Origin of the sequence: Streptomyces niveiscabiei (genome assembly GCF_033794345.1) — a bacterium.
GTDB lineage: Bacteria > Actinomycetota > Actinomycetes > Streptomycetales > Streptomycetaceae > Streptomyces > Streptomyces niveiscabiei.
Window position 1 is genome coordinate 170,448 of sequence record NZ_JARAYJ010000001.1, and the last position, 24,244, is coordinate 194,691.

Genomic DNA, 24,244 nt, shown 5'->3' on the forward strand with positions numbered 1-24,244 from the left:
TGGCTCGTGGCCCTCGCCACCGACCAGACCGCCTCCTCGGTCGTCCTGGAGTCCGGTGAGCCGGTGATCCCCGGCCTCTACCGCCTGGACGCGTCGGACGTCAGCTGAACCCCTGCCCCCGGATCGGTCGCGTACCCGCTCACCCGGCCGAGGGCACCACAGGCACCCCGGCGGTGCGCAGCACTTCCCCGCCCGCCACGACGGCGAACACCTCGCACCCGGCCCGCCCGGCGGCCCAGTCGACGCCCTCGCGGCCCATGGCGAAGGCGGCGGTGGCGACCGTGTCGGCCAGCGTCAGGGAGGGCGCGACGATGGTCAGGCTGTCGAGGCCGGTGGCGGCGGCCCCCGTACGCCCGTCGATGATGTGGTCCCCGCGTTCGTACCGGGCGGACGTGGCGACGGCCCCCTCGGTCAGCTCCAGGACGGCGCACAGCTGGTCGGCGGCCTCGGGATGGCGTACGCCGACCCGCCAGGGCCCGCCGCGCACCACGACGTCTCCCCCGGCGTTGAGGCAGTACCGCCGTACGCCCGCCCCGGTCAGCAGGTCGGCGGCGCGCTGTACGGACCACCCCTTGACCACGGCGCACGGGTCGAAGTCCCGGCCGGGCAGCCGGACGTCGAAGGCTCCGCCGGTGGCGACCCGGTACTCCTCGCACAGGCCGAGCACCTCGACGAGGTCGGCGCTCAGCTCCCCGTCGGCCACCTCGCCCCGCCCGTACCGCGAGACCTCGCTGCCGGGCTTGAACGGACTGAACCGCTCGTCGACCTCGCGCAGCCAGTCGAAGACGGCGTCCCCGAGGCTCTCGGGAACCTCCTCGTCGTCGATCCGCAGCGAGACCGGAAACCCCATGACGTGCTCGACCCGGTGCACAGCTCAGCCCTTCGCGTCGATCGCGGCCTGGAGGGACTCCTTGTAGCCGTCACTGGTGATGGTCGCACCCGACACGGTGTCGATGTCCGAGCCCTGCGCCTCCAGCGTCTCGGCGATGAGCTTCGGCACGGCGGCCGTCGTCTGCGGATGGTGGGGCTGCTTCAGCATCCTGACGGCCGCGATCCTGTCGCCGTCGAAGGTGACCTCGACCTGGACGTCGCCCTTCTCGGTCCCGACGGTGGGCCCGGCGACGACCTTCGACGAAGAGGCGGCGGCCCCGGAAGGCGCGGAGGAGGCGGAAGCCGCGTGCGCGTCGATCGCCGCCTGCAACGACTTCTTGTACCCGTTGCTGGTGATCGTCGCCCCGGACACCGTGTCGATGTCCGCGCTCTGCGCGCTCAGCGTCGCCGCTATCAGCTTCGGCACGGCGGCGGTCGTCTGCGGATGGTCGGGCTGCTTCAGCATCTTGACGGCGCTGATCTTCCCGCCCTGGTACGTGATCTGTACCTGGACGTCGCCCTTCTCGGTCGGGATGGTCGGACCGGAGAACACGGTTCCCGAGGCACCCGACGGGGAGGGCGCGACCACCGCGGCACTGCTGCCGGCCGACGAGGACGCGACGCCCGGCTCGTACCGGAAGACGGGGATCAGCCCGGCGACGGACAGGACAAGAACAGGAATGGCTCGTTTCACGGTGTTTCTCTCATCCCGCCAGGCTGAAGCGCTCGAAGTGGATCTGTGGCTTGGGGACGTCCAGCTCGCGCAGGGTGCCGAGGACCGCGTTCATCATCGGCGGCGGCCCGCACAGGAAGACGTCCCGCTCGGCGATGTCCGGTACGAGCGCGGCGAGGCCGCCCGGCGCGAGGCGGTCGGGGACGGGCGGGCCGGTGACGAGGTGCAGCTCGGCGCCCTTGGCGTGCGCGAGGTCGCGCAGCTCGTCGTAGAGGACGGCGTCGCGCTCGGAGCCGACCCGGTAGATGACGATCGCGTGCCCGGTGAGGTCTTCCATGAGGGCGCGGATCGGGGTGACGCCGACGCCGCCCGCGATGAGCAGCGCGTCGGTGCGGGTGCGGTGCAGCGCGGTGAACGCGCCGTAGGGGCCCTCGGCGAAGACGCGGGTGCCGGGCTTGATGTGGCGCAGGCCCGCCGAGCCGGAACCTGCCGCCTTGGCGGTGAGGCGCAGGCGCAGTCCGTCGGGGGCGGCGGACAGGGAGAAGGGGTTCGCCTGCCACCAGCGGTCCTTGGTGAGGAAGCGCCACAGGAAGAACTGGCCGGCCTGCGCGGGCATCTTGTCGAGGTCGCGGCCGGTGATGTGCACGGAGACGACGTTGTCCGACTCGGGGACGACCTCCGAGACGCGCAGCTGGTGGCGCCAGTTGCGCCACAGCGGCAGCACGAAGCGGCCGAGCGCGACGGAGCCGAGGGCTGCACCCCAGAGCGTGTACCAGTAGGCGGTGGCCGCCGGGGACGCCGTGAAGGTCGTACCGATCGCGACCTGGTGGGTGAAGGCGAGGACGACGGCGACGTACGTGTAGAGGTGGATGAAGTGCCACGTCTCGTACGCGAGGCGGCGGCGGGCCCAGCGGGCGGAGGCGCCGCCGATGACCAGGATCAGGAACCAGGCGACGACGGCCCGCAGGACGCCCTCGGTGGTCTCGGCGAGGTTGACGATCTGGTTGACCGGGTCCATCGTCCCGGCGAGGTCGGCGTAGCCGAAGGCGATGAAGACGACGTGCCCGACGAGGGTCCACAGGAGGCCGAAGCCGGTCCAGCGGTGCCAGTTGGTCAGGCGGTCCATGCCGATGCGGCGGTCGAGCCAGGGCAGGCGGGCGACCAGCAGCAGCTGGAAGGCCATGAACAGGGACGCGTACAGGCCGGTGAAGCGGCCGAGCACGATCAGCGCGTTGGAGCCGAACCCGGCGTCGGCCGCGAACCAGGCGACGGCGGCCACGTTCGCGGCGAGCAGGGCGTACAGGCCGGTGCGGGCCACGACTTTCGGACGGATACCCGTGGCGGCGGGTGTGGGGGGAGACTGCTGGACGGTCGTCACGGGCTGAAACTCCTAGATCGGCTTCTCAGGACACGAGCTTCGCCGCCGGGAGCTGTCGATACCCTGTCGTAAGACTTTCAACTAATTATCGATCCTGGAGAGTGTGATCCGCACGCCCCGTCCTGTCAGTGGCGTAGCGCACTATGAACGGGTGGAGAAAGTACGCCTGCTCGTCGTGGACGACGACCCGCCGATCGCCGATCTCGTGGCGACGGTCGCCCGCTACGAAGGCTGGGAGGCGGTGACGGCGAACTCGGGCGAGGAAGCCCTGCGCCTGGCCGCCGAGTTCCAGCCGGACATCGTGGTGCTCGACCTGATGCTGCCCGACGTGGACGGCTTCGGGGTGCTCGACCGGCTGCGCCGGTCCGGGACGATGGTGCCTGTGGTGTTCCTCACAGCGCGCGACGGCGTCGCGGACCGGGTCGCCGGGCTCACCCGGGGCGGCGACGACTACCTGGTGAAACCGTTCGCCGTCGAGGAGCTGATGGCCCGCCTCAGGACCGTCCTGCGCCGCTCGGCGGGCCCCGGCTTCACCCGCTCGGTCCTCCAGGTCGCCGACCTGACCATGGACGAGGACACCCGCGAGGTCCGCCGCGCGGGCAAGCTCCTCACGCTGACCCCGACCGAGTACGAGGTGCTGCGCTACCTGATGCGCCGCTCCCCCACCGTCCTCACCAAGGCGCAGATCCTCGACCACGTCTGGGAGTACGGCTTCGGCGGCCGGTCCAACGTCGTCGAGCTGGTCGTCAGCCGCCTGCGCCGCAAGCTCGACGCGACCGGCGACCCGCTGATCCACACCGTGCGCGGATTCGGGTACGTCGTGCGCCGCCAGGCCGCCGAATGATCACGCGACTGCGCCGCTCGTACGGGCGCATGCGGCTCGGTACGCGCCTGGCGCTCGGCCTCGGCGCGCTCGCCCTGGTCGTCTTCGCGGTCGTCGGCACAGCGCTCACGACCTACATGCGCGACTACCTCTCCTCCCAGCTCGACACCCAGATCGCCCAGGCGCAGATCGCCCAGTCCAAGAACGTCGCCGACACCGGCAAGCTGACGGGCAAGAAGTACTGGAGCTGGTTCTACGCCGTCTACGACATCAAGGACGGCAAGCCCGAGCTGCGCAGACCCGAGGACCCGACCGACCTCCCGCAGGACGTCTCCGGTTTCACCGCCCTCGCCAAGGCACAGGGCGGCTCCGCCGAGGAGCTGCTGCGCACCGAGCACATCGACGACGTCGGCGACTACCGCCTGCGCGCCTGCGAGGTCGAGCCCGGAGTCGTCCTGATCAGCGCCGCGCCGCTGGACGACATCGACGACACAGTCCAGCGCCTGATCACGATCCAGGTCGTCGCCTTCGGGTTCGCGCTGCTCGTCCTCGTCGTCATAGGCCGCCGACTGCTGCGGCGCGGGCTCAACCCCCTCAGCGACATGGCCCACACGGCCCACAACATCGCCTCCCACGACCTCACGGACTCCGCGTCCCGGCTCCCCCTGCGCGCCGACAAGCGGGGCGGCGGGCCCGAGGTGGAGGAGCTGCGGACCGCCTTCAACACGATGCTGGAACACATCGACGACTCCCTCGCCGTGCGGGCCGAGGCCGAACAGCGGCTCCGGCGGTTCGTCGCGGACGCCTCGCACGAACTCCGTACGCCCCTGATGTCCGTACGGGGGTACGCCGACCTCTTCCAGTACGCCGCCGCCAACGCCCCCGAGGAGCGGGAGCGCCACCTCGCCCGCCTGCGCGCCGAGGCCGCGCGCATGGGGTTCCTGCTGGACGACCTGCTCCTGCTCGCCCGCCTCGACGCGGCCGAGGTCGAGGCGCCGCTGCGGATGGGCGACGAGGACCTGGTGGACCTCGTGGAGCAGGCCGCCGACGCCTTCCGGGCCGGCCACAAGGACCACCCGCTGACCGTGCTGCCGGGGCCCTCGTCGTTGACCCTGCGGCTCGACCCTCAGCGGATCCGCCAGGTGCTGGACAACCTGCTGACCAACGCGGCCGTTCACACGCCGGTCGACACGGCCGTGTCCGTCGAGGTGCGGGTCGAAGGGGAGCTGGCGTGTGTCCGGGTCGCCGACGAAGGGCCCGGGGTGCCGGTGGAGGACCGGGAGCGGGTGTTCGACCGGTTCTACCGGGTCGACAAGGCGCGCAGCCGGGACCGGGGCGGCAGCGGGCTGGGGCTGTCGGTGGCCCGGTCGCTGGTGCGGGCGCACGGGGGGACGATCAGGCTGGCGGAGGAGGCGGGGAGGACGGTGTTCGTGGTGGAACTGCCGCTGAAGTGAGGGCGAGTGCCCTTCGTACGGTCTCCTCGGCCGGTCCGTCCGCGCTGTTGTCGAACTCCAGCCGTCGCGCTCCCTCCCATCGGCAGGGGTTCGCCTGCGACTTGGCCCAGAAGGCGGGCCAGTCGGCCAGCTTCGAGGCGTCCCGCGCCAAGCCCCTTGCCCTGATGCGGGCTTGGGCCGTGTCGGAGTCGACTCGTACGTGTACCACGACCGGTTCGACGCCGTCGGGCCAGCCGTGCCGGTCCGCCGTGGCCGCGAGGAAGCCGGGGTCCGCGAAGTAGCTGCCGAAGGGGGCGTCCAGGACCACCGAGCGGCCCACGGCGAGGTTGTCGCGGGCCAGGTCCAGGAGGGTCAGGTACTCCAACTCCCTCACCGTGGACAGGTAGTACGCGTTCCCGTCCCGGTCGTCGGGGTCCGTACCCGCCGCCTTCAGCAGCGCTTCCGTCAGCCGCGTGCAGGCCGTGTCCTTGTCCAGGTGGGCCGCGCCGGTCAGCCTCGCGAGGAGGAGGGCGACACTGGACTTGCCGGAGCCGGCGGGGCCGATGACGAAGTAGGCCCTCACCTCCGCGGGTCCTCGCGCTGTGTGTCCTCGTGCTGCGTGTCCTTCACGAAGAACAGGTACGACATCCCTCCGACCAGCAGCAGCACCCCGCCCACCAGGAACACCAGGCTGTAGCTGTTGCCGGTCGCGTCGAGGATCGCCCCCGTCACGATCGGCGCGAGCGCGGCGCCCAGGAAGCCGCCGAAGTTCTGGATCGCCCCCAGCGAGGCGACCTGGTGCGGCGCGGCGAGGTCGGACGCGAGCGTCCACAGGCACCCCATCGGCACCTGCGCCGCGAAGTACCCGAGGGACAGCAGCGCGACAGCGAGGGGCGTGCTGTCGACGTACGCGACCGGCAGGACGGCCGCCGCGGCGAGGACGGCACCGCCGACGATCGGCACCTTCCGTGCCGTGACCGCCGGGAGCCCGCGCCGGATCAGCCGCCCGGAGAGGATGCCGCCGAACAGCACGCCGCCGATCCCGCACAGGTACGGCAGCGAGGCCAGCCACCCCGTCTCCGCGAGGCTGAACCCCCGCGAGGTCTCTAGGTAGCTGGGCAGCCAGGTCAGATACACCCACACCGTGTAGAAGATCCCGAACGCCCCCAGGATCATGAACCACGTGTTCCGCTGCCCGAACAACGCGCCCCAACTGGCCTTGCTCTCCCCGCCCTTGACGCCCTCGGCGATCTCCTCCCCCCGGATCAGGGCCTGTTCCCTCAGCGACGGGTCCCGGTAGACCCGCAGCCACACCAGCATCACGAAGATCCCGAGCGCCCCGACCACCAGGAACATCCCCCGCCAGCCGAAGGCGATGAGCAGCGAGGTGAGCAGGGGCGGCGCAATCGCGTTGGCTATCTGGGACCCGGTGTTGACGACCGAGATCGGCAACGCCCGCTCTTCCTTGCCGAACCAGCGCTCGTTCACCTTCAAACTGGCAGTGAAGAAAGGCGATTCAGCGACGCCGAGCGCGACGCGAGCGGCGTACAGAAGCCCGAAGCTGCTCGCGGCGGCGGTGACCATGGTCATCAACGACCACAGCCCGGCGGCCCACGCGTACATCTTCTTCGGCCCGAACCTGTCGACCAGATACCCGGCAGGCAGATTGGCGATGGCGTACGGCCACGAGAACGCGGCGAGCAGCAGCCCCATCTCGGTCGAACTCAGCCCGAACTCACCGGAGATGGTGGTGTTGGCGACGCTGAGGGTGGCGCGATCAAGGTAGTTGACGATGCCGCCGACGACGAGAAGGCCAACGAAGACCCAACGGAGGCGGAGAGAAGGGGAGGCCTTGGCGGGAGAGGAGGTAAGGGTTTCCTGAATCACGCGGGACGACTCCTGTTTTTTAGGGGCGCGGGGCTGTATCTGATCTGCGGCTACCGCCGCGCGGGCGCGACCAGCCACGACGGCGCGGCAGACGAAGCACCTACCTTCGAGCCCCTTCAATCGCCTGCAACATCACCGAAGCCGCCTCAGTGACCCGGCGATAATCACCATCCACACGCGCCGCCTTGGTGACAAAGCTCCCGACCCCCACGGCAACAACCCCCGCGTCGAACCACTCCTTCACGTTCTCCGGCGTCACCCCACCCGTAGGCATGATCGGCGCCTGCGGCAACGGCGCCCGCACGGTCCGCACATACGCGGGCCCCCCGGAGAACTCGGCCGGAAACAGCTTCACGATGTCGGCCCCGGCCTCCATCGTCCGCACGATCTCCGTAGGCGTGAACGCCCCGCTGACAGTCACCGCCTGATACCGGTTCGCCGTGGCGATCATCTCGGGCTCCAGATTGGGGCTGACCAGCAACCGGGCCCCCGCCTGAACACACGTGAACGCGGACTGCGCGTCCAGCACGGTCCCGGCCCCCACGAGCACCTCGTCCCCGTACCGGGAAGCCAGCGTGGAGATCACCCCCAGCGCCCCCGGCACGGACAGCGTGATCTCCAGCGCCCGGAACCCGCCCTCGATGGCGGCCTCGGACACGGCGAGCGCCTCGTCCGCGCTGTCGAGCCGGACGATGAGCAGCGCACCCGTACGGGTGATCGACTCCAGAGCCGTAAACTTCGTTACCATGGGAGCACACGCTAGAACACGGATTCACACGATGTCACGAGTCGGGACGCCGGAAATTCGACGGCTAGGCTGCTGAACGCGCGCCGTAGACAGCCGAGGAGACACGAGTGAGCCCAGCGGGCAAGGCCCCCTTGATCCCCGAGCAGCGTCATCAGGAGCTGCTGCGGCTGCTGCGGGCGAGCGGCGTGCTGAGCATCCGTGACCTGACGTCGGCGCTGGACGTCTCGCACATGACGGTCCGCCGGGACATCGCGGCGCTGGAGCGGACGGGCCTGGTCGTCTCGGTGCAGGGCGGCGTACGCCTGGCCGAACGCGCCGGGCACGCGCCCCCGCGTGAACGCTCGACGCGCGCCGGTCTTGAGATCCCGCGCAAGCAGGCGATCGCCGAGCGCGCGGCGTCGCTGATCGCGGACGACATGGTGATCTACCTGGACGCGGGGACGACGTGCCAGTCGGTCGTCCCGTTCCTGGCGGCGCGCTCGGGGCTGACGGTCGTCACGAACGACCTGCACGCGGCGCTCGCCCTCTTCGCCCTGCCGTCCGTCCACATCGTGCACACCGGCGGCGAGATCGACCCGGCGAGCGCGGCGGGCGGCGGCCCTCTCGCGGCCCGCGCGATCGAGGGCGTCAACCTCGACCTGTGCCTGCTCAGCGCGGGCGCCTGGGACCTGGCCCACGGCGTGACCAGCCACTCCACGGACAAGGTCCTCCTGAAGCAGACGGTGATGCGCGCGTCCGGCGCGGTGGCGCTGCTCGCGGACAGCACGAAGTGGGGCTCCACGGAACGCTTCACGGTGACGCCGCTGGACCGCCTGGACGCCGTCGTCACCGACACGGACCTCCCGGACGAGGTGGCGGCGCGGATCGAGGAGGAGGGGCCCGAGGTACTGCGGGCGGGCTGAAGCGGGGCCGAGGAGGAGGGGCCGGCAGGTGCTGCGGGCGGCCTGAAGGAGCGCCGAGGGCGTCGCCGGGAAGGCCCCGCGCCCCGCTCGCGGGAAACGCCCCGCGCCCCGCCCGCACCCCGATTCCCTCCGTCTGCACCCCGTTTCCCCCCGCGTCAAGGCGAGTTGCGCCACACCCCCGCCGCTGAACCCGCCTCCTCCGGAAACCGTAAGAGAGTGCGACAGGCCCGTCGTACCGGGATGAGCGGCGGTCACCCTGGGCAGAACTCACCCAACCGACCCGACGAACCCCCCGAGGCCCACCCCGAGTCGCCCCTCCGCCCGCACCTCGTAGGCTCCCGGACACCGCACCGTCACACCGGAGGGGAATCTCTCCCCCATCCCCTCCCCACACCGGCGACGGTCCAGGGGGCGCGCGAGACTCCTCGTACGCCCCACCGCTCACTCCGGACCGACGCCGCCGCACCTCGCCCCCTCCCGCACGCCCCACGCGGGAGGGGGCGACGCGAAAGGACGAAGCGCCCCGTGACCGTGCTGCCGACCACGAAGACGCTGTACGACGAGACAGCCCCGCTCCCGACGACCACGACGGCCGGGAAGAACCCCGCCGCGAGCCGCCACGTCCGCCGGGCGATCAGCCTGCTGCCGCTGCTGTTCCTGATCGTCTGGGCGGCGCTGGACTGGCACACGGTCCGCGACGGCGCGACCCGCCTGACGGGCGCGGACCCGTGGTGGCTGCTGGCCGGCGCGGGCTTCACGTTCCTGGGCTGCGTGGCGGCGGCGTTCATCCGCCAGGGCGCCCTGCTGGACCGCCTCCCGCCGGGCCCCCTGCTGGCCTCCCAGTTCGCGGCGGGCGCGGCGAACCACGTCCTCCCGGCGAGCCTGGGCGCCCACGCGGTGACGCTCCGCTTCCTCCAGCGCCAGGGCGTCCCGCTGCCCCGCGCGACGGCGTCCCTGGCCCTCTACTCCCTGGCGAGGGCGGTGGCCAAGACGCCGGTGGTGCTGGCGTTCGTGATAGCGGCCCCGAACGCGGTACGCCCGGAAGCCCTCCTCCCCAACGGCCAAGCCCTGATGGCCGCGGTGACCGGCATCCTCCTGGTCCCCGCCGCAGCCGCCCTGGTCCTGGCGGCGTTCCGCCCCCTGCGCCGCCCCACGGTCGACTTCGTCCGCACGGCCCTGACCGGCGTCAAGGGCATCCACTCCCGCCCGTCCCGCGTCCTGTCCCTGTGGGGCGGCGCGATGGCGGCCCCTTTGATCCAGGCGGCGATAGTCGCCTCGGTGGGCACGTCCCTGGACCTCCCCCTCTCCTGGCTCCAGCTAGCCTTCGCCTACCTGGCGGCCAGCACCGCGGCAGGCGCGGTCCCGGCCCCCGGCGGCATAGGCCCCCTGGACGCGGCCCTGATCCTCACCCTCGCCGGCTACGGCACCCCCCTCTCCCTGGCCACGGCCACCGTCCTGGGCTACCGCGTCCTCACGGTCTGGGTCCCCCTGCTGCCGGGGATGCTGGTGATGTCGGCGATGGTCCAGCGCGAGCTGCTGTGACCTCAGCCCTCCGTCGGCGTCAGCCGCAGTGAGATGGAATTGATGCAGTACCGCTGGTCCGTAGGTGTCGCATACCCCTCCCCCTCGAACACATGCCCCAAATGGGACCCGCACCGGGCGCACCGCACCTCTATGCGGACCATCCCGTGGGAGCGGTCCTGGATCAGTTCCACCGCGTCCGTGTCCTTGGGGTCGTAGAAGGACGGCCAGCCGCAGTGGGACTCGAACTTCGTGTCCGACGAAAACAACTCGGCACCACACGCCCGGCAGGAGTACACGCCGACCGTCTTCGTGTCGGTGTACTCCCCGGTGAACGCCCGCTCCGTGCCGGCCTGCCGCAGAACCGCGTACTCCTCCGGGCCCAGCTCAGCGCGCCATTCCTCGTCGGTCTTCTCGACGTCGTACGCCATGTCAGCCCCTCGTCCGCAGGTGGTCCAGGATCAGCGGGCCCAGGTCGGTGACATCACCCGCGCCCATGGTGAGAACGAGATCCCCGCCCCGGGCCATTCCCGCGAGGACGGCGGGCGCGGCGGCCTTGTCGTGGACGGCGGTGACGTCCGCGCCGGCGGCCCGGGCCGCGTCGATGATCAGCGCGCTGGTGACCCCGGGGACGGGGTCCTCACGGGCGGGGTAGATGTCGAGGACGACGGAGGCGTCGGCGAGGGCGAGGGCGTCCCCCATCTCACGGCCCAGCTCCTGCGTACGGGAGAAGAGGTGCGGCTGGAAGAGGACGAGGATCCGCGCGTCCCCGGCGGCGGCCCGCATCGCCTCCAGATCCGCGGTCATCTCGGTCGGGTGGTGCGCGTACGAGTCGATGACCTGGACGCCGTCGGCCTCGCCCTTGAGCTGGAGCCGCCGCTTGACCCCCGTGTACGCGGCGAGTGCGGGCGCGAGTTCGCCGGCGGGGACCCCCAGCGCCGCGCCCGCGGCCAGCGCGGCGACCGCGTTGAGCGCGTAGTGCCGCCCGGGCACGGACACGGTGAAGGTGAGCTCCCGCCCGTCCAGCAGGACGGTGACCTCGCTCTTCAGCCCCTGCGGTACGACGGACAGGACCCGGACGTCGGCGTCCTCGGCCTCGCCGTACGTGACCACCCGTACGTCCGAGACCCTCCGCGCCAGTTCCCGCGCCCCCTCCTGATCCGCCGAGATCACCAGCGTCCCGCCCGGCACGATCCGCCCCGCGAACGTCACGAAGGAGTCGTAGATCTCCTCCATGGACGCGTAGTTGGCGTGGTGGTCCAGCTCCACGTTCAGCACGATCGCCACCTCGGGCGCGTACTTGTGGAAGCTGCGGTCGGACTCGTCGGCCTCGGCGACGAAGATCTCGCCGGTGCCGTGGAGGGCGTTGGAGCCGGGCGCGTCGAGGTCGCCGCCGATGGCGTAGGAGGGCTCGCGGCCGAGGGCGGAGAGGGAGACGGCCAGCATGGAGGTGGTGGTGGTCTTGCCGTGGGTGCCGGCGACGGCGATGGGGCGCAGGCCGTCCATGAGGGACGCGAGCGCGTCGGAGCGGTGGACGACGGGGATGCCCAGCTCGGCGGCGCGGACCAGTTCGGGGTTGTCCGCGCGGATCGCCGAGGAGACGACGACGCTGCTGGCGTCGTCCGCGAGGTGGGCCGCCGCGTGCCCGATGTGGACGGTCGCGCCGAGGGCCCGCAGCGCCTGCGCCGTCCCGGAGTCCTTGGCGTCGCTCCCGGCGACCTTCGCCCCGCGCTGAGCGAGGATCTTGGCGATCCCGGACATCCCGGCCCCGCCGATCCCGATGAAGTGCGGACGTTCGAGGGAGGCGGGAAGGCCGGGTGCCATGGGCGGTACTCCAGAGGTCGAACCGGAACAGGTCAATCGACCCCAACCCTAGCGAAGCCCGTCTGCCGCTACGCGTCGCTGTGGGAGAACAGTTTCAGCACCGGTACGCCCACTTTGTGCCGCGCCCGTGAGGCCCAGTCGCGGTGGAAGAACTCCTCCACGTAGTGCGGATCCGTCAGCACGATCACCTCGTCCGCTCCCACCTCGTCGACCACCCCCCTCAGCTCGTCCAGCGGATGGTCCTCGACGAGGGTTCCCACCGCGGTGCTCCCGGCGGAGCGCAGCGCGGTGAGCGACACCTCCAGCGCCCGTTCCCCCACGCTGCGCGCGGCCTCCCCCTCGGGGGTCTCCCCTTCCCGCACGGCTTCCTCCAGCTCGCCGAGGGCGATGTCGTCGATGGCGCGCAGCAGCCGGTCCGCCTGGTCCCCGCGAGGCTGGAGCAGCACGTGGAAGGTGACCGGCTCGTCGCCGTGCAGGGTCGTGACGAACTCCACGTCGGCGGACGTCAGAGCTTTCTCGATCATCAGAACGCTTGTGAACACCAGTACCCCGCTTCTCCTTCGAGGACCCCCGTGGCCCTCACTCCTCCGAAGGCCGTCCGTGGCCCTGCGGAAACCATCCTTCCCCGTGCTCGCACGGGTTCTGCCGAGTCCTAGTCTGCCCACCCGAAGCTAAACGGAACGACACATTCCGCCTTTTTGGCAGCCCTGGGGTGTCGGACTCACGTTCCGGAACCCCCCTCTCCCCTTTGATACGGCCCCTGATACCGCCCGAAGAGGAACCCGTCCTCCTCCAAAAGGGACGTCAGTGCGAAGCGGCGCGGCACCTCGACGGGCGGCCCGTCGGTGATGCGCTGGGCGCCTCCCGAGGCGAGCGTCGGCGAGAGCGAGAGGCACAGCTCGTCGAGCACCCCGGCGGCGACGAACTGCCCGAGCAGCCGGGGCCCGCCCTCGGTGAGCAGCCGTACGAAGCCCCGCTCGCCGAGAGCGGACGGCACCCGCGCCGGGTCCACCCCCACCCCGTCCCCGGCGACGAGCACCTCGACCCCCGCCGCCCGCGCCTCGGCGACCCGCACGGGATCGGCCCCGGCGCCGGTCAGCAGCAGCGTCGGCACGCGCGGCGAGCTGAACAGCGGAAGCGAGAAGTCGAGATCGAGGCTGGCGGAGACGACGGCGACGGCGGGCGCGGGCGGCTGCCCGGCGGCGGCCCGGCGTGCGGCGAACTCCGCCCGCGCGCGGGCGGGCCGGTACCCCTCCTGCCGTACGGTCTGCGCGCCCACCACGACGACGTCCGCGAGCGCCCGCAACGTACCGAAGATCCGCAGGTCGGCGGGGCCCGAGAGGGGCCCGGAGCGGCCGTCGTGGTGTCCGGCGCCGTCGAGGCTGGAGACCATGTTGGCCCGCAGCCACAGCCCCGCGGGGTACGCGTACGCGTCCGCCAGCTCGTCGAGGCTCCACTCCCCCGCCGCGGCGGTGGCTGTCTGGTCGGTCACAGGGAACAGGCGTCGCATGCCTGGCAGTCTTACACGCCCTTTAGCATGGGTAACCGTGTCCACGAACTCCCCCGGGCCCTCCGGTATCCAGCCGATAGCCCACGCCGCGCCCGTCTCCCTGTGCGCGCGTGAGCCGTACGTCCCGGCGGACCGCCTGGTCGCCGAGATGGTCCCGCCGCCCCGGTTCGACTCGGTGCGCTTCGGGACGTACCTCCCGGACCCGAACCAGCCGAGCCAGACGGAGGCCGTCGGCGTCCTGGAGTCGTTCGCGGAGGGCCTCGGCGGGGCGCACGCGACGGGTACCGCCAGACGGGGGTTCTTCGGCTTCGGCAAGGCGTTCGGGCAGGCCAGGGCGAAGGCGCCCGCCGGCCCCCGGGGCGTCTACCTGGACGGCGGCTACGGCGTCGGCAAGACCCACCTCCTCGCCTCCCTGTGGCACGCGACCCCGGCCGCCCCCTCCCTGAAGGCGTTCGGGACGTTCGTCGAGCTGACGAACCTGGTCGGCGCGCTCGGCTTCCAGCAGACCGTGAAGACGCTGTCGGGCCACCGCCTGCTGTGCATCGACGAGTTCGAGCTGGACGACCCGGGCGACACCGTCCTCGTCTCGACCCTGCTCGGCAAGCTGGTCGAGGCGGGCGTCGCGCTCGCCGCCACCTCCAACACGCTCCCCGGCAAGCTCGGCGAGGGCCGGTTCGCCGCGGCCGACTTCCTGCGCGAGATCCAGGGCCTGTCCGCGCACTTCCGCGCGCTGCGCATCGACGGCGAGGACTACCGCCACCGCGGCCTGCCGGACGCGCCGGCGCCGTACGGGGACGAGGTCGTCACGAAGGCCGCGTACGCCACCGAGGGCGCCTCCCTCGACGCGTTCCCCGCCCTCCTGGAACACCTCGCGAAGGTCCACCCGAGCCGCTACGGCGCGCTGACGGACGGCCTGAAGGCGGTGTGCCTGACGGACGTCGGCCCGGTCCCGGACCAGTCGACGGCGCTGCGCCTGGTCGTCCTCGCGGACCGGCTGTACGACCGCGAGGTGCCCGTCCTGGCCTCGGGGCTGCCGTTCGACCGGCTGTTCAGCGAGGAGATGCTGGGCGGCGGGTACCGCAAGAAGTACTTCCGTGCCATCTCCCGCCTCACCGCCCTCGCGCGTGACGCGAAGCGGCTCGCCGAGGACTGACCCACGATCACCCCCGGCCTGTCAAGGGCCAGTTCCCGTCATCCGTACCGCTTTTTTGAGGCGGTCTCCCGCTCGAAACGCGGAGTTAACCCTGCAAAGCTCTTTGCAGGGTTAACGTGTTTCTTGACCAGTCATTGACCAACAGTTGGTACTGACTAGACGCGTGGAGACCTCGAAGGGGGGCGCATGTTCCGAGGTGGGAGGGTCCGGACCGGCATGGCGCTCATCGCGGCGTTCCTGCTCGCACTCCCCTTCTTCATCACCACCTCTCCCTTCGCACACGCGCACACGGCCCGTCATGCACAGGCCAAAGCTCAGCCCGGAATTCATCCCCTGGGCATCGCTCTGCGCGACATGAAAGTCACGTCCCGCGACTGTGACCGGTCCGGGGGTCCTGCGGGTCCGCTGCGCACCCGCGACCGAAGCCGCGCCACCCTGACCGCCGACTCGGCTCCCTCCGAGCCCGAGCGGGTCGTGGTGGCGCTGGATCCCGCGGCAGCGCACCCGGCGGGCTTGCCCGGTGCGGACCGCCACCGCCCGTCGAGATCCTCGACGAGCCACTCTCCAGCGGCACTTCAGGTCTTCCGCTGCTGAGAGAGCAGGCAGAACAGAGCAGTTCCCCCACCCTGTCCTGCACGTCCGACGCGCCCCCACGCGCGCCAGGAGGAGTCACCAGAACATGCAGCCCCTCATCGACAACGCCCGTACGTTCGGACAGCGCCCTGAGGAGTTCGCCAAGCTCGCAGAAGGCCAGTCCCCTCAGGTCCTGTTCATCACCTGCTCCGACTCGCGGGTCGTCCCCGCCCTGATCACGGGCGCCCGCCCCGGCGAGCTCTTCGAGCTGCGCACCGCGGGCAACATCGTCCCCCCGTACGGCACCGGCGCCCCCTCGGGCGAAGCCGCGACCATCGAGTACGCCGTGGAGGTCCTCGGCGTCCGCGACATCGTCGTGTGCGGCCACTCGCACTGCGGCGCGGTCGGCGCGCTCGTCCGGGGTGACGACCTGAACGGCGTCCCGGCCGTCCGCGACTGGCTGGCGCACGCCGCCGACGAACCGGACGCGACCGAACCGTCCGACCCGACCGTCGCCCGCGCGGTCCAGAACCACGTCCTCGCGCAGCTGTTGCGGCTGCGGTCCTACCCGTGCGTCGAGAAGCGGCTCGGCGACGGCCGCCTCACCGTGCGCGGCTGGTACTACGAGGTCCACACCGGCGCCGTGCAGGAGCACGACGTCGCCACCGACCGCTTCCAGGCTCTGTGAGCGGCCCGATGACGACTTCCCAGAACACCCGCATATCCCGCTTCCCGCACCTCAAGGCGGACTTCGCGGCCTCCCTGGTGGTCTTCCTGGTCGCGCTCCCGCTCTGCGTGGGCGTGGCCGTGGCCTCCGGGGTACCGGCCGAACTCGGTCTGATCACCGGCATCGTCGGCGGGATCGTCACCGGCTTCATGCGGGGCTCCAGCCTCCAGGTCTCCGGTCCCGCCGCCGGGCTCACCGTCCTCGTCTTCGAGGCGGTCCAGGAGTTCGGCCTCCCGGCGCTCGGCGTCATCGTCCTCGCCTCGGGCGCGCTCCAGATCACCATGGGCGCGCTCAAGCTGGGCCGGTACTTCCGGGCCATCTCCGTCTCCGTCGTCGAAGGGATGCTGGCCGGAATCGGGCTCGTCCTGATCGCCGGCCAGCTGTACTCGGTCATCGGCGCGAAGGCTCCCGAGTCGGGGCTCGGCAAGATCGCCGGGCTGCCCGAGGCGTTCGTGGACGCGGTGGGCTCCACCACCGCGCTGTCCTCACTGGCGCTCGGCGCGGGAACCATCGCCGTCCTCGTCCTGTGGAAGCGGATGCCTTCGCGTGTCCGTACGGTGCCGGGTCCGCTCGCCGCGGTCGGGCTCGCGACGGCGGTGGCCGTGGTCTTCGATCTGCCGGTCGCCACCGTCGAGGTCAAGGGTCTGCTGGACTCCATCCAGCCGCCCTCCCTCAGCGCGTTCGGCGAACTCGCCGGCGTCGGGCTCCTCGGTACGGTCGTCGCGTTCACGTTGATCGCGTCCGCGGAGTCCCTGTTCAGCGCGGCGGCCGTGGACCGGCTGCACGACGGTCCGCGTACCGAGTACGACAAGGAGCTCATGGCGCAGGGGGTCGGCAACACGATCTGCGGCGCCCTCGGGGCGCTCCCCATGACCGCGGTCATCGTCCGCAGCGCGGCGAACGTCCAGGCGGGGGCCCGTACGAAGGCGTCCCGTGTGCTGCACGGGGTCTGGCTGCTCCTGTTCGCCGCCCTGTTCCCCGACCTCCTCGCGTACATCCCCATCCCCGCCCTGGCCGGCATCCTCGTCCACGCGGGCGCGAAGCTGGTCCCGGTCCGGGCGATCGTCTCCCTGTGGCGCGAGCACCGGGGCGAGGCCCTCATCCTCGTCGTCACCGCCGTGTCCATCGTCGCGGTGAGCATGTTCGAGGGCGTCCTGATCGGCCTCGCGCTCGCGGTCGCCAAGACCGCGTGGGAGGCGTCGCACATCAAGCTGGAGGTGGTCGACAAGGGCGCGGGCCCCGTCCAGGCGTACCTGTCGGGCAACGCGACGTTCCTCCGCCTCCCGAAGATCCTGGACTCCCTGGAGTCCCTGCCGCAGGACCGTCCGGTGGAGCTGGACCTGTCGGGCCTGCACCACCTGGATCACGCCTGCCGCACGGCGCTGGAGAGCTGGGCCGAGAGGCACAGCTCGGTGGGAACGGAGCCGGTGAAGATGATGACGGCGAGTTAGAACACTCCAGGGGCGCGGGGCTGTATCGATCTGCGGCTACCGCCGCGTGGGCGCGACCAGCCCAGACGGCGCCGCGCCCTCCGACGGCGAACTCCCGGCACCCCCCGGGAGCCCCCATCGTCCAGCCCGGGACCACAGGACACACCCCGGGCCGGGCACGCCTTATTCCCGCAACGCGATCATCCTGATAGACACATGCGTCGTACCGCCCCTGTCCGCCAGCAGGAAGGTCCCCCGCATGTCCACGACCCGCCGCCAGTTGCTGCGCACCAGCGCCGCAGGCGTCCTTTTCACCGGCGCTCTCAGCGATCTGTTCGCCGGTACGGCCACCGCCGACCCCATCGGCCACCACGGCTACGGCCCCCTCGTCCCCGACCCGGACGGTCTCCTCGACCTCCCCCGCGGCTTCCGCTACCGCGTCCTCTCCCGCGAGGGCGACCAACTCCGCTCGGGCGAAGGCATCGTCCCCTCGAACCACGACGGCATGACGGCGCTCCCGGGCAGAGCGGGCCGGGTCCACCTGGTCCGCAACCACGAGAACAGGGTCACGGCGAAGCACCCCGTCCCGACGGTGCCCGGCCTGACGTACGACCCCGCCGGCAAGGGCGGCTGCACGGCCCTCACCCTCTCCCCGCACGGCGACGTCCTCACGGAACGCGTCGCGATCGCCGGCACGGCGGTGAACTGCGCGGGCGGCCCCACCCCCTGGAACACGTGGCTGACCTGCGAGGAGACGGAGGACAAGGCAGGCACGAACGGGTACACGAAGGACCACGGCTACATCTTCGAGGTGGACCCGGAAGACCCCCACCGCACGGGCGCGACCCCCCTCACGGCGATGGGCCGCTTCCAGCACGAGGCCGTGGCGATCGACCCGTACACGGGAGCCGTGTACGAGACGGAGGACGCGTTCGACCGCCCCTTCGGCCTCTTCTACCGCTTCCTCCCGGCGAAGCCCTTGTGCGGCCCGGGTTCGCTCCGCGCGGGAGGCCGCCTCCAGGCGATGCGCGTCCCCGGCGTACCGGACCTCTCGTCGATCCAGGAACCCGGCACGGCGTTCGACCGCGTCGAGTGGGTGGACGTCCCCGACCCGCAGGCCGTCTCGACGCCGACCCGCCTCCAGGACTACGGCCGCAAGGGCATCACGCACGCCCAGAAGCTGGAGGGCTGCTACTGGGGAGGCCGGAGCGTCTACTTCGTCTCGTCGTTCGCCCGCTCGGCGGAGGGTTCCGCCGCCGACCACTTCGGCCAGATCTGGCGGTACGACCCGGCCGACCGCCGCCTCACCCTCGTCCTCGTCTTCGGCCCGGACACGGACATCCAGCTCCCCGGTGAGTCCCCCGACAACATCTGTCTCGCGCCGAGCGGCGGGCTGATGGTGTGCGAGGACGGGGACGGGGCGCAGCACGTGTACGGGGTGACGCGGAAGGGGGAGGTGTACGCGATGGCGCGCGGCCGGCAGGCGATTACATCAGCCGCTACCGCGGCGGGCGGCACGCCGGAGAAGCCGGAGTGGGGTGAGTTCGCGGGGGTGACGTTCTCGCCGGACCGGCGGACGATGTACGTCAACTGCTACACGCCCGGAACGACGTTCGCGGTGACGGGGCCCTGGCGGTAGGGACGACGGGGGCCGGGGAACCTCGGCCCCCTCTGCCCACCTGAGTGAACCCCTCGGAGCGGCACCCCGGACGTTCGATGTGATTGTCATACCGTCCTACGGTGATCACTCCCGTACGCGCCCTCGCCACCGCCTGCGTCCTCGCCGCCGCCCTCACCTCCTGCGGCACCACGAACGCGACGCCCCCGTCCTCGGCCCCGGAACGCGCCCCCTCCTCCGCGCCACCGTCCCCCGCCGCGGCCCCCTCGCTCTCCCCGCCCCCCACCCTCGCCGCCGGCCCCTCGGGCCTGACCCCCGTCTTCGAACACGCCCCCCGCGGCAAGGACCGCACCGTCGCCCTCACCTTCGACGCCGACATGACCGCCGATCAGGGCCCCCGCGCGGCCCGGGGCGAGCGCTTCGACAACCCGGCGCTGATCGCCACCCTCCGCTCCCTGAAGATCCCCGCGACCGTGTTCATGACGGGCCGCTGGGCCGAGGAGTACCCCGACCAGGCCCGCTCGATCGGCCGCGACCCCCTCTTCGAGGTCGCCAACCACTCGTACAGCCACCACGCCTTCACCGCCGACTGCTACGGCCTCCCGACGGTCCCCGAAGCCGCCATGCGCGCCGACGTCGAGAAGGCGTACGCCGCCTTCCGCACGGCGGGCGTCCCGCACGCGATGCCCTACTTCCGCTTCCCCGGCGGCTGCTACGACAAGACGGCCCTGCGCGCCCTGAACGCCACCGGCGTCACAGCCGTCCAGTGGGACGTCGTCAGCGGCGACGCCTTCGCGACAGACGCGGACGCGGTGGCCCGCCAGGTCCTCGACGGCGTCAGGCCCGGTTCCGTGGTCGTCATGCACTGCACCCGCAGCGCCGCCCCCACGACGGAACGCGCCCTCCGCACGATCGTCCCGGAACTGCGCCGCAAGGGCTACCGCTTCGTGAAGGTCTCCGACCAGATCAGAGCGGCCGTGCGCTGAAGGACATGACCGAGAGGCCGGCCTGCCCGGGGCGAGCCCCGTCCGCGAGGTCACGTAGCCTGCTCGGCGTGAGCGACAGTCCGTTTCAGTCCGAAGTGAGCCCGCGCGACGAGGCGCCGCAGTTCGTCCTGCCGCTGGTCGTCCGTATCGAACGCGACGCGCCTCCGGCCCGTACCGACGCCCTGGAGACCTCGGCCCGCGCGGTCCTGCGGATCCTGGACGACGCGCGCTCGGTCGGCGACGGCGCGTGGGCGCGGGCGATGGCGGACTGGCAGGACGCCCGCATCCGCAAGGTGGTCCGGCGTGCGCGGGGCGCGGAGTGGCGGCGCGCTCAGGCGCTCGACGGGATCACGGTCACCGGCAAGTCCGCCGAGGTGCGGGTCTTCCCGCCGGTTCCGCTGGACGGCTGGCCCAAGGACCTGGCCCGCCTCCAGGTCTCCGGCACGGACCTGGACGACCCCGAGGCCCCGGCACCGGCCGACCCGGACGTCCCGGTGCTGTGGCTCAATCCCGAGCTGGACATGTCCGCCGGGAAGACCATGGCGCAGACCGGGCACGCCGCCCAACTCGCCTGGTGGGAGCTGGGCGACGAGGAGCGGGCCGCCTGGCGCGACACCGGTTTCGCGCTCGCCGTCCGCACGGCCGACTCCGGCCGCTGGTCCGAACTCACGGCGAGCGGGCTGCCGTTGGTCCGTGACGCGGGCTTCACAGAGATCGCGCCGGGCAGTTGCACGGTCGTGTCGGATCACCCCGCGCTGCGCCGACGGCTGCCCTGATCAGAAGCCCGGTTTCCAGTCCTGGAAGGTGGAGGTGCAGAAGTCCGGCGGGAGTATCGGGTCCGGGTTCGGGCGGTAGTCCGTGAAGGACAGGTAGGGGCGCTTGCCCGTCGTGTCGCGGACCAGTCGGCGTCGGCCGGTAAGAGCAGCCAGGGATCGAGGGACGGCCGGGCGTGCGTCATGACTTCCGGCTGCCAGGTGGGGCTGCAATCGGCGCAGACCGGCCTGAGATACCCCGAGGTCGCCATGCTCTGGATCTGCACCGTGTACCAGACCTGGCCGGGCTGATCGCCGGCCTGCGCGGGGCTCGCGGCGACACCGGCTCAGCGCCGTTCTGAGGTGGTCCGACATCGTCGGTCCTTCCGTGACCGGGTCGGACCAGGGCGCCCTCGGCCCGAAGCCGACAGGTGATCAGCCAGCAGGACGGGTGGACGCGCGGTCCGGTTCCACAGACCGGTAGCGCCCTCACGGAAGGCCCCGGAACGGGGAGTTGTACGGTCTGGTCCCAGCGGATCGTCCCGCGCCGCGCAGGCGGCTACCGTGAGATCCACAACGGCCTTAGAGCTCGCACCGGGAGTCGTCATGTCGCTCGACCGTCCGCCGATCAACAGCGAGGTGCCGCACTCCGCGCGCATCTGGAACTACTGGCTCGGCGGCAAGGACTGCTACCAGATCGACCGTCAAGTGGGCGACCAGATACGGTCGTTGAACCCGGAGATCGTCGACATCGCGCGCGCCCAGCGGGCGTTCCTGAAGCGGGCGGTGACCTATCTCGCCGGTGAGGCGGGCATCCGGCAGTTCCTCGACGTCGGCACCGGGCTGCCGTCCCACGACAACACGCACGAGGTCGCCCAGTCCGTCGCACCCGACGCGCGGATCGTGTACGTCGACCACGACCCGGTCGTCCTCCAGCACGCGCACACGCTCCTCGCGGGGACGCCCGAGGGGGCGACCGACTACATCGAGGCCGACCTCCGCGACCCCGCCGCGATCCTGCGCGCCGCCCGCGACACCCTCGACTTCGACCGCCCGGTCGCCCTCATGCTCCTCGGCATCGCCGCGCACATCCCGGACGACTCCGCGTACGACCTGGTCGGCGAGCTCAAGTCGGCGCTCCCGTCCGGCAGTCACCTGGTGTTCTGCGACAGCACGGAGGTGTTCCACGCGGCGGAGATGCGGGCGATGGTGGAGCGCTGGAACGAGGCGGGCGACAACCCGCGCGTCAACCGCACGCCGGACCAGCTCTCCCGCTTCTTCCAGGGCTTCGACCTCCTGGACCCCGGCCTGGTGCCGGTCGCGGAGTGGCGGACCCCGGCGGACGACACCGACCGCAGAGACGTCGACAGCTTCGGAGGCGTGGCCCTGAAGCCCTGACTTCCCCCCCTGCCGCCCAACCTCAAATGTTCCTCTGAACGCGCCCTCCGAGGGTTCGCCCGGGGGTGACGGGGGCCATACCTCCGTCACCCGCAACGGGACCGGCACGTCGAAGGAGGGGGCATGACGCGACAGGGCACGAACACGGGCCTGAAGCCAGCGGCACGACCGGAAACGGGCCACGCCGCCCGCCTGGCGCACCACGCCACGGACGACCACGCCGACACACCACCGGCCCCCTCCCCCGGCACCGGCCCGGACGCCTCCCACGTTCCCGGGCCGAGCCCCACAGCTCCGGCTGCCGGGCACCCCTCGTCCCCGCCGCCCACGACGCTCCGGCCCGGGGCCGAGAGCCGATCCGGCACTCAGGCCCACCCCGCCGCCGGGCCGCAGGCCATGTCCGCGCCCCGCCCGGCCGCCGGCCCAGGAGCCGCAGTGCGGGCCGCCGCCCCGCCCCAGTCCGCCGATCGTGCCGAGGACGGCGAACTCCCGGCTCGGCCTGAGGGGTTCGCCGCGCCGGAGGGCCTCCGCCCGGCCCTCTCCGCCGCGTTCCGGGCCGCCCCGGCCGTCCCCACCCACCCCCCGTTCCGGCTCGGTACCGGTATCGGCTGGCGGCCCGAGATCGCGGATGCGATAGAGCGGATGCCCGGGGTCGACTGGGTGGAGGCGGTGGCCGAGAACCTGTGCCCCGGGCATCTCCCCGAGTCGCTCCAGCGGCTGCGGGCACGCGGCGTCACCGTCGTCCCGCACGGCGTGTCCCTGGGGCTCGGGGGTGCGGAGCGGCCGGACGAGGGGCGGTTGAAGGCACTGGCCGAGCGGGCCGAGGCGCTCGGCTCGCCGCTGGTCACCGAGCACATCGCGTTCGTGCGGGCGGGCGGGGCGCTGACCGCCACGGCCGCGCTGGAGGCCGGGCACCTGCTGCCCGTACCCAGGACCCGGGACGCCCTCGACGTGCTGTGCGAGAACATCCGCATCGCCCAGGACGCCCTCCCCGTCCCCCTCGCCGTCGAGAACATCGCCGCGCTGCTGGCCTGGCCCGGCGAGGAGATGACCGAGGGCCAGTTCCTGTACGACCTCGTCGACCGGACCGGCGTACGGCTCCTCATCGACGTCGCGAACCTCCACACGAACCACGTCAACCGGGGCGAGGACCCCTTCCGCGCGCTCGCCGAACTCCCCGTCGAGGCCATCGCGTACGTCCACGTCGCGGGCGGCGTCGAGAAGGACGGCGTCTGGCACGACACCCACGCCCACCCCGTCCCGCCCGCGGTCCTGTCCCTCCTCACCGGCCTCACCTCCCGCACGTCCCCGCCCGGAGTCCTCCTGGAACGCGACGACGACTTCCCGGAGCCGGCGGAGCTGACGGGGGAGCTGGAGGCGATCAGGGAGGCGGTGTCGAGGGGATCGCTGGCGAGGACGAGGACGGAGACACTGGCGGCGGTACGCCCGACGGCGGCGACGGGAACGGGGGTACGTGCGACGGCCTCGACGGCGCCGGAGGCCGGCACGCGCCCGACACCCCCGGCAGCCTCGACGGCGGCGCCCCTCCCGGGCGCCCGCCAGCGTCTGGCCCTAGCCCAGGCCTCCCTCCTCTCCGCCCTGGTCGCCGGCACCCCCGCCCCCGAGGGGTTCGACCGTGCCCGGCTCGCCGTCCAGGCGCGGGCGTTGGCGGCGAAGCGGGCCGGTGTCGTGGCGAAGGTCGCCCCCGAGCTGCCGAAGATCCTCGGCGACAGGTATCGGCCGGCGTTCCTGGCTTACGCGGGCGCCCGCCCCCTGCGCGGCGGTTACCGCCAGGACGCGCTGGAGTTCGCCGAACACCTCCTCCAGGAACCGGAGTCGCTGGCGCCGCGCCCCCGCAGGGCCCTGCGGAGCTGGTGGCTGGACCGGTCGGGCCCGGCGCCGAGGAACCAGTCGCGGCTGGCCCGGACCGTGCGTGCGCTGACCGGCCGGTGACGCACCTCTCATTCACCCCCGTCCGGCCGTTCACACAACTCCGCCGGTAAACTGCCGATCCCGCACCCGACACACACGAACCACC

General features: G+C 71.9%; 22 protein-coding genes. 12 read left to right on the top strand and 10 right to left on the bottom strand.

The window, feature by feature from the left end; translation table 11 throughout:
* Positions 1-139 precede the first annotated feature (139 nt).
* Genes PV682_RS00705 through PV682_RS00715 form a run of 3 tightly spaced genes read right to left on the bottom strand, consistent with a single transcriptional unit; the run spans position 140 to position 2,921 of the window.
* On the bottom strand, positions 140-871 hold the full coding sequence (locus tag PV682_RS00705) for an FAD:protein FMN transferase (RefSeq protein WP_319722835.1): 732 nt from the start codon (positions 869-871) through the stop codon (positions 140-142).
* 3 nt (positions 872-874) lie between these two features.
* Complete coding sequence (locus tag PV682_RS00710) at positions 875-1,564, bottom strand: FMN-binding protein (RefSeq protein ID WP_319722837.1); 690 nt, start codon at positions 1,562-1,564, stop codon at positions 875-877.
* 10 nt (positions 1,565-1,574) lie between these two features.
* Positions 1,575-2,921 carry a ferredoxin reductase family protein gene (locus PV682_RS00715; protein ID WP_319722839.1) on the bottom strand — a complete coding sequence of 449 codons (1,347 nt, stop codon included), beginning with the start codon at positions 2,919-2,921 and terminating at the stop codon, positions 1,575-1,577.
* A gap of 151 nt (positions 2,922-3,072) precedes the next feature.
* On the opposite strand from PV682_RS00715, the gene PV682_RS00720 reads away from it, so the two are divergent.
* Both PV682_RS00720 and PV682_RS00725 read left to right on the top strand, forming a co-directional pair.
* Positions 3,073-3,765 (top strand): response regulator transcription factor, encoded by a 693-nt coding sequence (locus PV682_RS00720; protein WP_079056645.1) that lies wholly within the window; start codon positions 3,073-3,075, stop codon positions 3,763-3,765.
* Positions 3,762-5,198 (top strand): sensor histidine kinase, encoded by a 1,437-nt coding sequence (locus PV682_RS00725; RefSeq protein ID WP_319722842.1) that lies wholly within the window; start codon positions 3,762-3,764, stop codon positions 5,196-5,198. The genes PV682_RS00720 and PV682_RS00725 overlap by 4 nt, the downstream gene beginning before the upstream one ends.
* Here PV682_RS00725 and PV682_RS00730 read toward each other — a convergent pair.
* From PV682_RS00730 to PV682_RS00740, 3 genes are all read right to left on the bottom strand, one after another.
* Entirely contained in the window at positions 5,140-5,760 is a 621-nt protein-coding gene (locus tag PV682_RS00730; RefSeq protein ID WP_319722844.1) for an AAA family ATPase, read from the bottom strand. The two genes, PV682_RS00725 and PV682_RS00730, sit on opposite strands and share 59 nt — an antisense overlap.
* Entirely contained in the window at positions 5,757-7,064 is a 1,308-nt protein-coding gene (locus tag PV682_RS00735; protein WP_319722846.1) for an MFS transporter, read from the bottom strand. Before PV682_RS00735 ends, PV682_RS00730 begins: the two co-directional genes overlap by 4 nt.
* Positions 7,065-7,164: 100 nt before the next feature.
* The gene (locus tag PV682_RS00740) at positions 7,165-7,812 is read right to left on the bottom strand and encodes a bifunctional 4-hydroxy-2-oxoglutarate aldolase/2-dehydro-3-deoxy-phosphogluconate aldolase (protein WP_319722848.1); all 648 of its coding nucleotides are present in this window, start codon (positions 7,810-7,812) and stop codon (positions 7,165-7,167) included.
* 107 nt (positions 7,813-7,919) lie between these two features.
* Here PV682_RS00740 and PV682_RS00745 point away from each other — a divergent pair, with 107 nt between their 5' ends.
* Both PV682_RS00745 and PV682_RS00750 read left to right on the top strand, forming a co-directional pair.
* On the top strand, positions 7,920-8,714 hold the full coding sequence (locus PV682_RS00745; RefSeq protein ID WP_109361045.1) for a DeoR/GlpR family DNA-binding transcription regulator: 795 nt from the start codon (positions 7,920-7,922) through the stop codon (positions 8,712-8,714).
* A gap of 525 nt (positions 8,715-9,239) precedes the next feature.
* A complete protein-coding gene (locus tag PV682_RS00750; protein ID WP_319722852.1) occupies positions 9,240-10,256 on the top strand; it encodes a lysylphosphatidylglycerol synthase transmembrane domain-containing protein in 1,017 nt (338 codons plus the stop codon).
* A 2-nt stretch (positions 10,257-10,258) separates the two neighbouring features.
* Here PV682_RS00750 and msrB read toward each other — a convergent pair whose 3' ends face one another.
* The 4 genes from msrB to PV682_RS00770 all read right to left on the bottom strand — a co-directional run bounded on the left by msrB (position 10,259) and on the right by PV682_RS00770 (position 13,569).
* Entirely contained in the window at positions 10,259-10,666 is a 408-nt protein-coding gene (gene msrB / locus PV682_RS00755; protein ID WP_319722854.1) for a peptide-methionine (R)-S-oxide reductase MsrB, read from the bottom strand.
* A 1-nt stretch (position 10,667) separates the two neighbouring features.
* Complete coding sequence (murC, locus tag PV682_RS00760; protein ID WP_319722856.1) at positions 10,668-12,059, bottom strand: UDP-N-acetylmuramate--L-alanine ligase; 1,392 nt, start codon at positions 12,057-12,059, stop codon at positions 10,668-10,670.
* 68 nt (positions 12,060-12,127) lie between these two features.
* On the bottom strand, positions 12,128-12,601 hold the full coding sequence (locus tag PV682_RS00765; protein WP_319722858.1) for an indole-3-glycerol phosphate synthase: 474 nt from the start codon (positions 12,599-12,601) through the stop codon (positions 12,128-12,130).
* Between the two features lie 179 nt (positions 12,602-12,780).
* Positions 12,781-13,569 (bottom strand): pyrimidine reductase family protein, encoded by a 789-nt coding sequence (locus tag PV682_RS00770; protein ID WP_319722860.1) that lies wholly within the window; start codon positions 13,567-13,569, stop codon positions 12,781-12,783.
* Between PV682_RS00770 and zapE the strand changes: the two genes are divergently transcribed.
* The 8 genes from zapE to PV682_RS00810 all read left to right on the top strand — a co-directional run bounded on the left by zapE (position 13,568) and on the right by PV682_RS00810 (position 24,159).
* Positions 13,568-14,722, top strand: a complete 1,155-nt coding sequence (gene zapE, locus PV682_RS00775; protein ID WP_407705564.1) for a cell division protein ZapE — start codon at positions 13,568-13,570, stop codon at positions 14,720-14,722. The genes PV682_RS00770 and zapE overlap by 2 nt on opposite strands.
* A 679-nt stretch (positions 14,723-15,401) precedes the next feature.
* Positions 15,402-15,983, top strand: a complete 582-nt coding sequence (locus PV682_RS00780; protein ID WP_055723011.1) for a carbonic anhydrase — start codon at positions 15,402-15,404, stop codon at positions 15,981-15,983.
* 8 nt (positions 15,984-15,991) lie between these two features.
* Positions 15,992-17,473: a SulP family inorganic anion transporter gene (locus PV682_RS00785; protein ID WP_319722866.1), complete on the top strand. Its 1,482-nt coding sequence runs from the start codon at positions 15,992-15,994 to the stop codon at positions 17,471-17,473.
* Positions 17,474-17,711: 238 nt separating this feature from the next.
* Positions 17,712-19,091 carry an alkaline phosphatase PhoX gene (locus PV682_RS00790; protein WP_319722868.1) on the top strand — a complete coding sequence of 460 codons (1,380 nt, stop codon included), beginning with the start codon at positions 17,712-17,714 and terminating at the stop codon, positions 19,089-19,091.
* A 101-nt stretch (positions 19,092-19,192) separates the two neighbouring features.
* A complete protein-coding gene (locus PV682_RS00795) occupies positions 19,193-20,056 on the top strand; it encodes a polysaccharide deacetylase family protein (protein ID WP_319722870.1) in 864 nt (287 codons plus the stop codon).
* Positions 20,057-20,061: 5 nt separating this feature from the next.
* A complete protein-coding gene (locus tag PV682_RS00800) occupies positions 20,062-20,832 on the top strand; it encodes an aminoacyl-tRNA hydrolase (protein WP_407705566.1) in 771 nt (256 codons plus the stop codon).
* Between the two features lie 582 nt (positions 20,833-21,414).
* A complete protein-coding gene (locus PV682_RS00805; protein WP_319722874.1) occupies positions 21,415-22,206 on the top strand; it encodes an SAM-dependent methyltransferase in 792 nt (263 codons plus the stop codon).
* A gap of 642 nt (positions 22,207-22,848) precedes the next feature.
* Positions 22,849-24,159: a multinuclear nonheme iron-dependent oxidase gene (locus PV682_RS00810; RefSeq protein WP_407705580.1), complete on the top strand. Its 1,311-nt coding sequence runs from the start codon at positions 22,849-22,851 to the stop codon at positions 24,157-24,159.
* Positions 24,160-24,244: the final 85 nt, after the last annotated feature.

Coding starts and splice junctions, on each gene's coding strand:
- PV682_RS00800 (WP_407705566.1), top strand. CDS start 20,062: ATGACCGAGAGGCCGGCCTGCCCGGGGCGAGCCCCGTCCGCGAGGTCA.
- murC (WP_319722856.1), bottom strand. CDS start 12,059: ATGGCACCCGGCCTTCCCGCCTCCCTCGAACGTCCGCACTTCATCGGG.
- PV682_RS00725 (WP_319722842.1), top strand. CDS start 3,762: ATGATCACGCGACTGCGCCGCTCGTACGGGCGCATGCGGCTCGGTACG.
- zapE (WP_407705564.1), top strand. CDS start 13,568: ATGCCTGGCAGTCTTACACGCCCTTTAGCATGGGTAACCGTGTCCACG.
- PV682_RS00805 (WP_319722874.1), top strand. CDS start 21,415: ATGTCGCTCGACCGTCCGCCGATCAACAGCGAGGTGCCGCACTCCGCG.
- PV682_RS00810 (WP_407705580.1), top strand. CDS start 22,849: ATGCCCGGGGTCGACTGGGTGGAGGCGGTGGCCGAGAACCTGTGCCCC.
- PV682_RS00780 (WP_055723011.1), top strand. CDS start 15,402: ATGCAGCCCCTCATCGACAACGCCCGTACGTTCGGACAGCGCCCTGAG.
- PV682_RS00790 (WP_319722868.1), top strand. CDS start 17,712: ATGTCCACGACCCGCCGCCAGTTGCTGCGCACCAGCGCCGCAGGCGTC.
- PV682_RS00785 (WP_319722866.1), top strand. CDS start 15,992: ATGACGACTTCCCAGAACACCCGCATATCCCGCTTCCCGCACCTCAAG.
- PV682_RS00740 (WP_319722848.1), bottom strand. CDS start 7,812: ATGGTAACGAAGTTTACGGCTCTGGAGTCGATCACCCGTACGGGTGCG.
- PV682_RS00770 (WP_319722860.1), bottom strand. CDS start 13,569: ATGCGACGCCTGTTCCCTGTGACCGACCAGACAGCCACCGCCGCGGCG.
- msrB (WP_319722854.1), bottom strand. CDS start 10,666: ATGGCGTACGACGTCGAGAAGACCGACGAGGAATGGCGCGCTGAGCTG.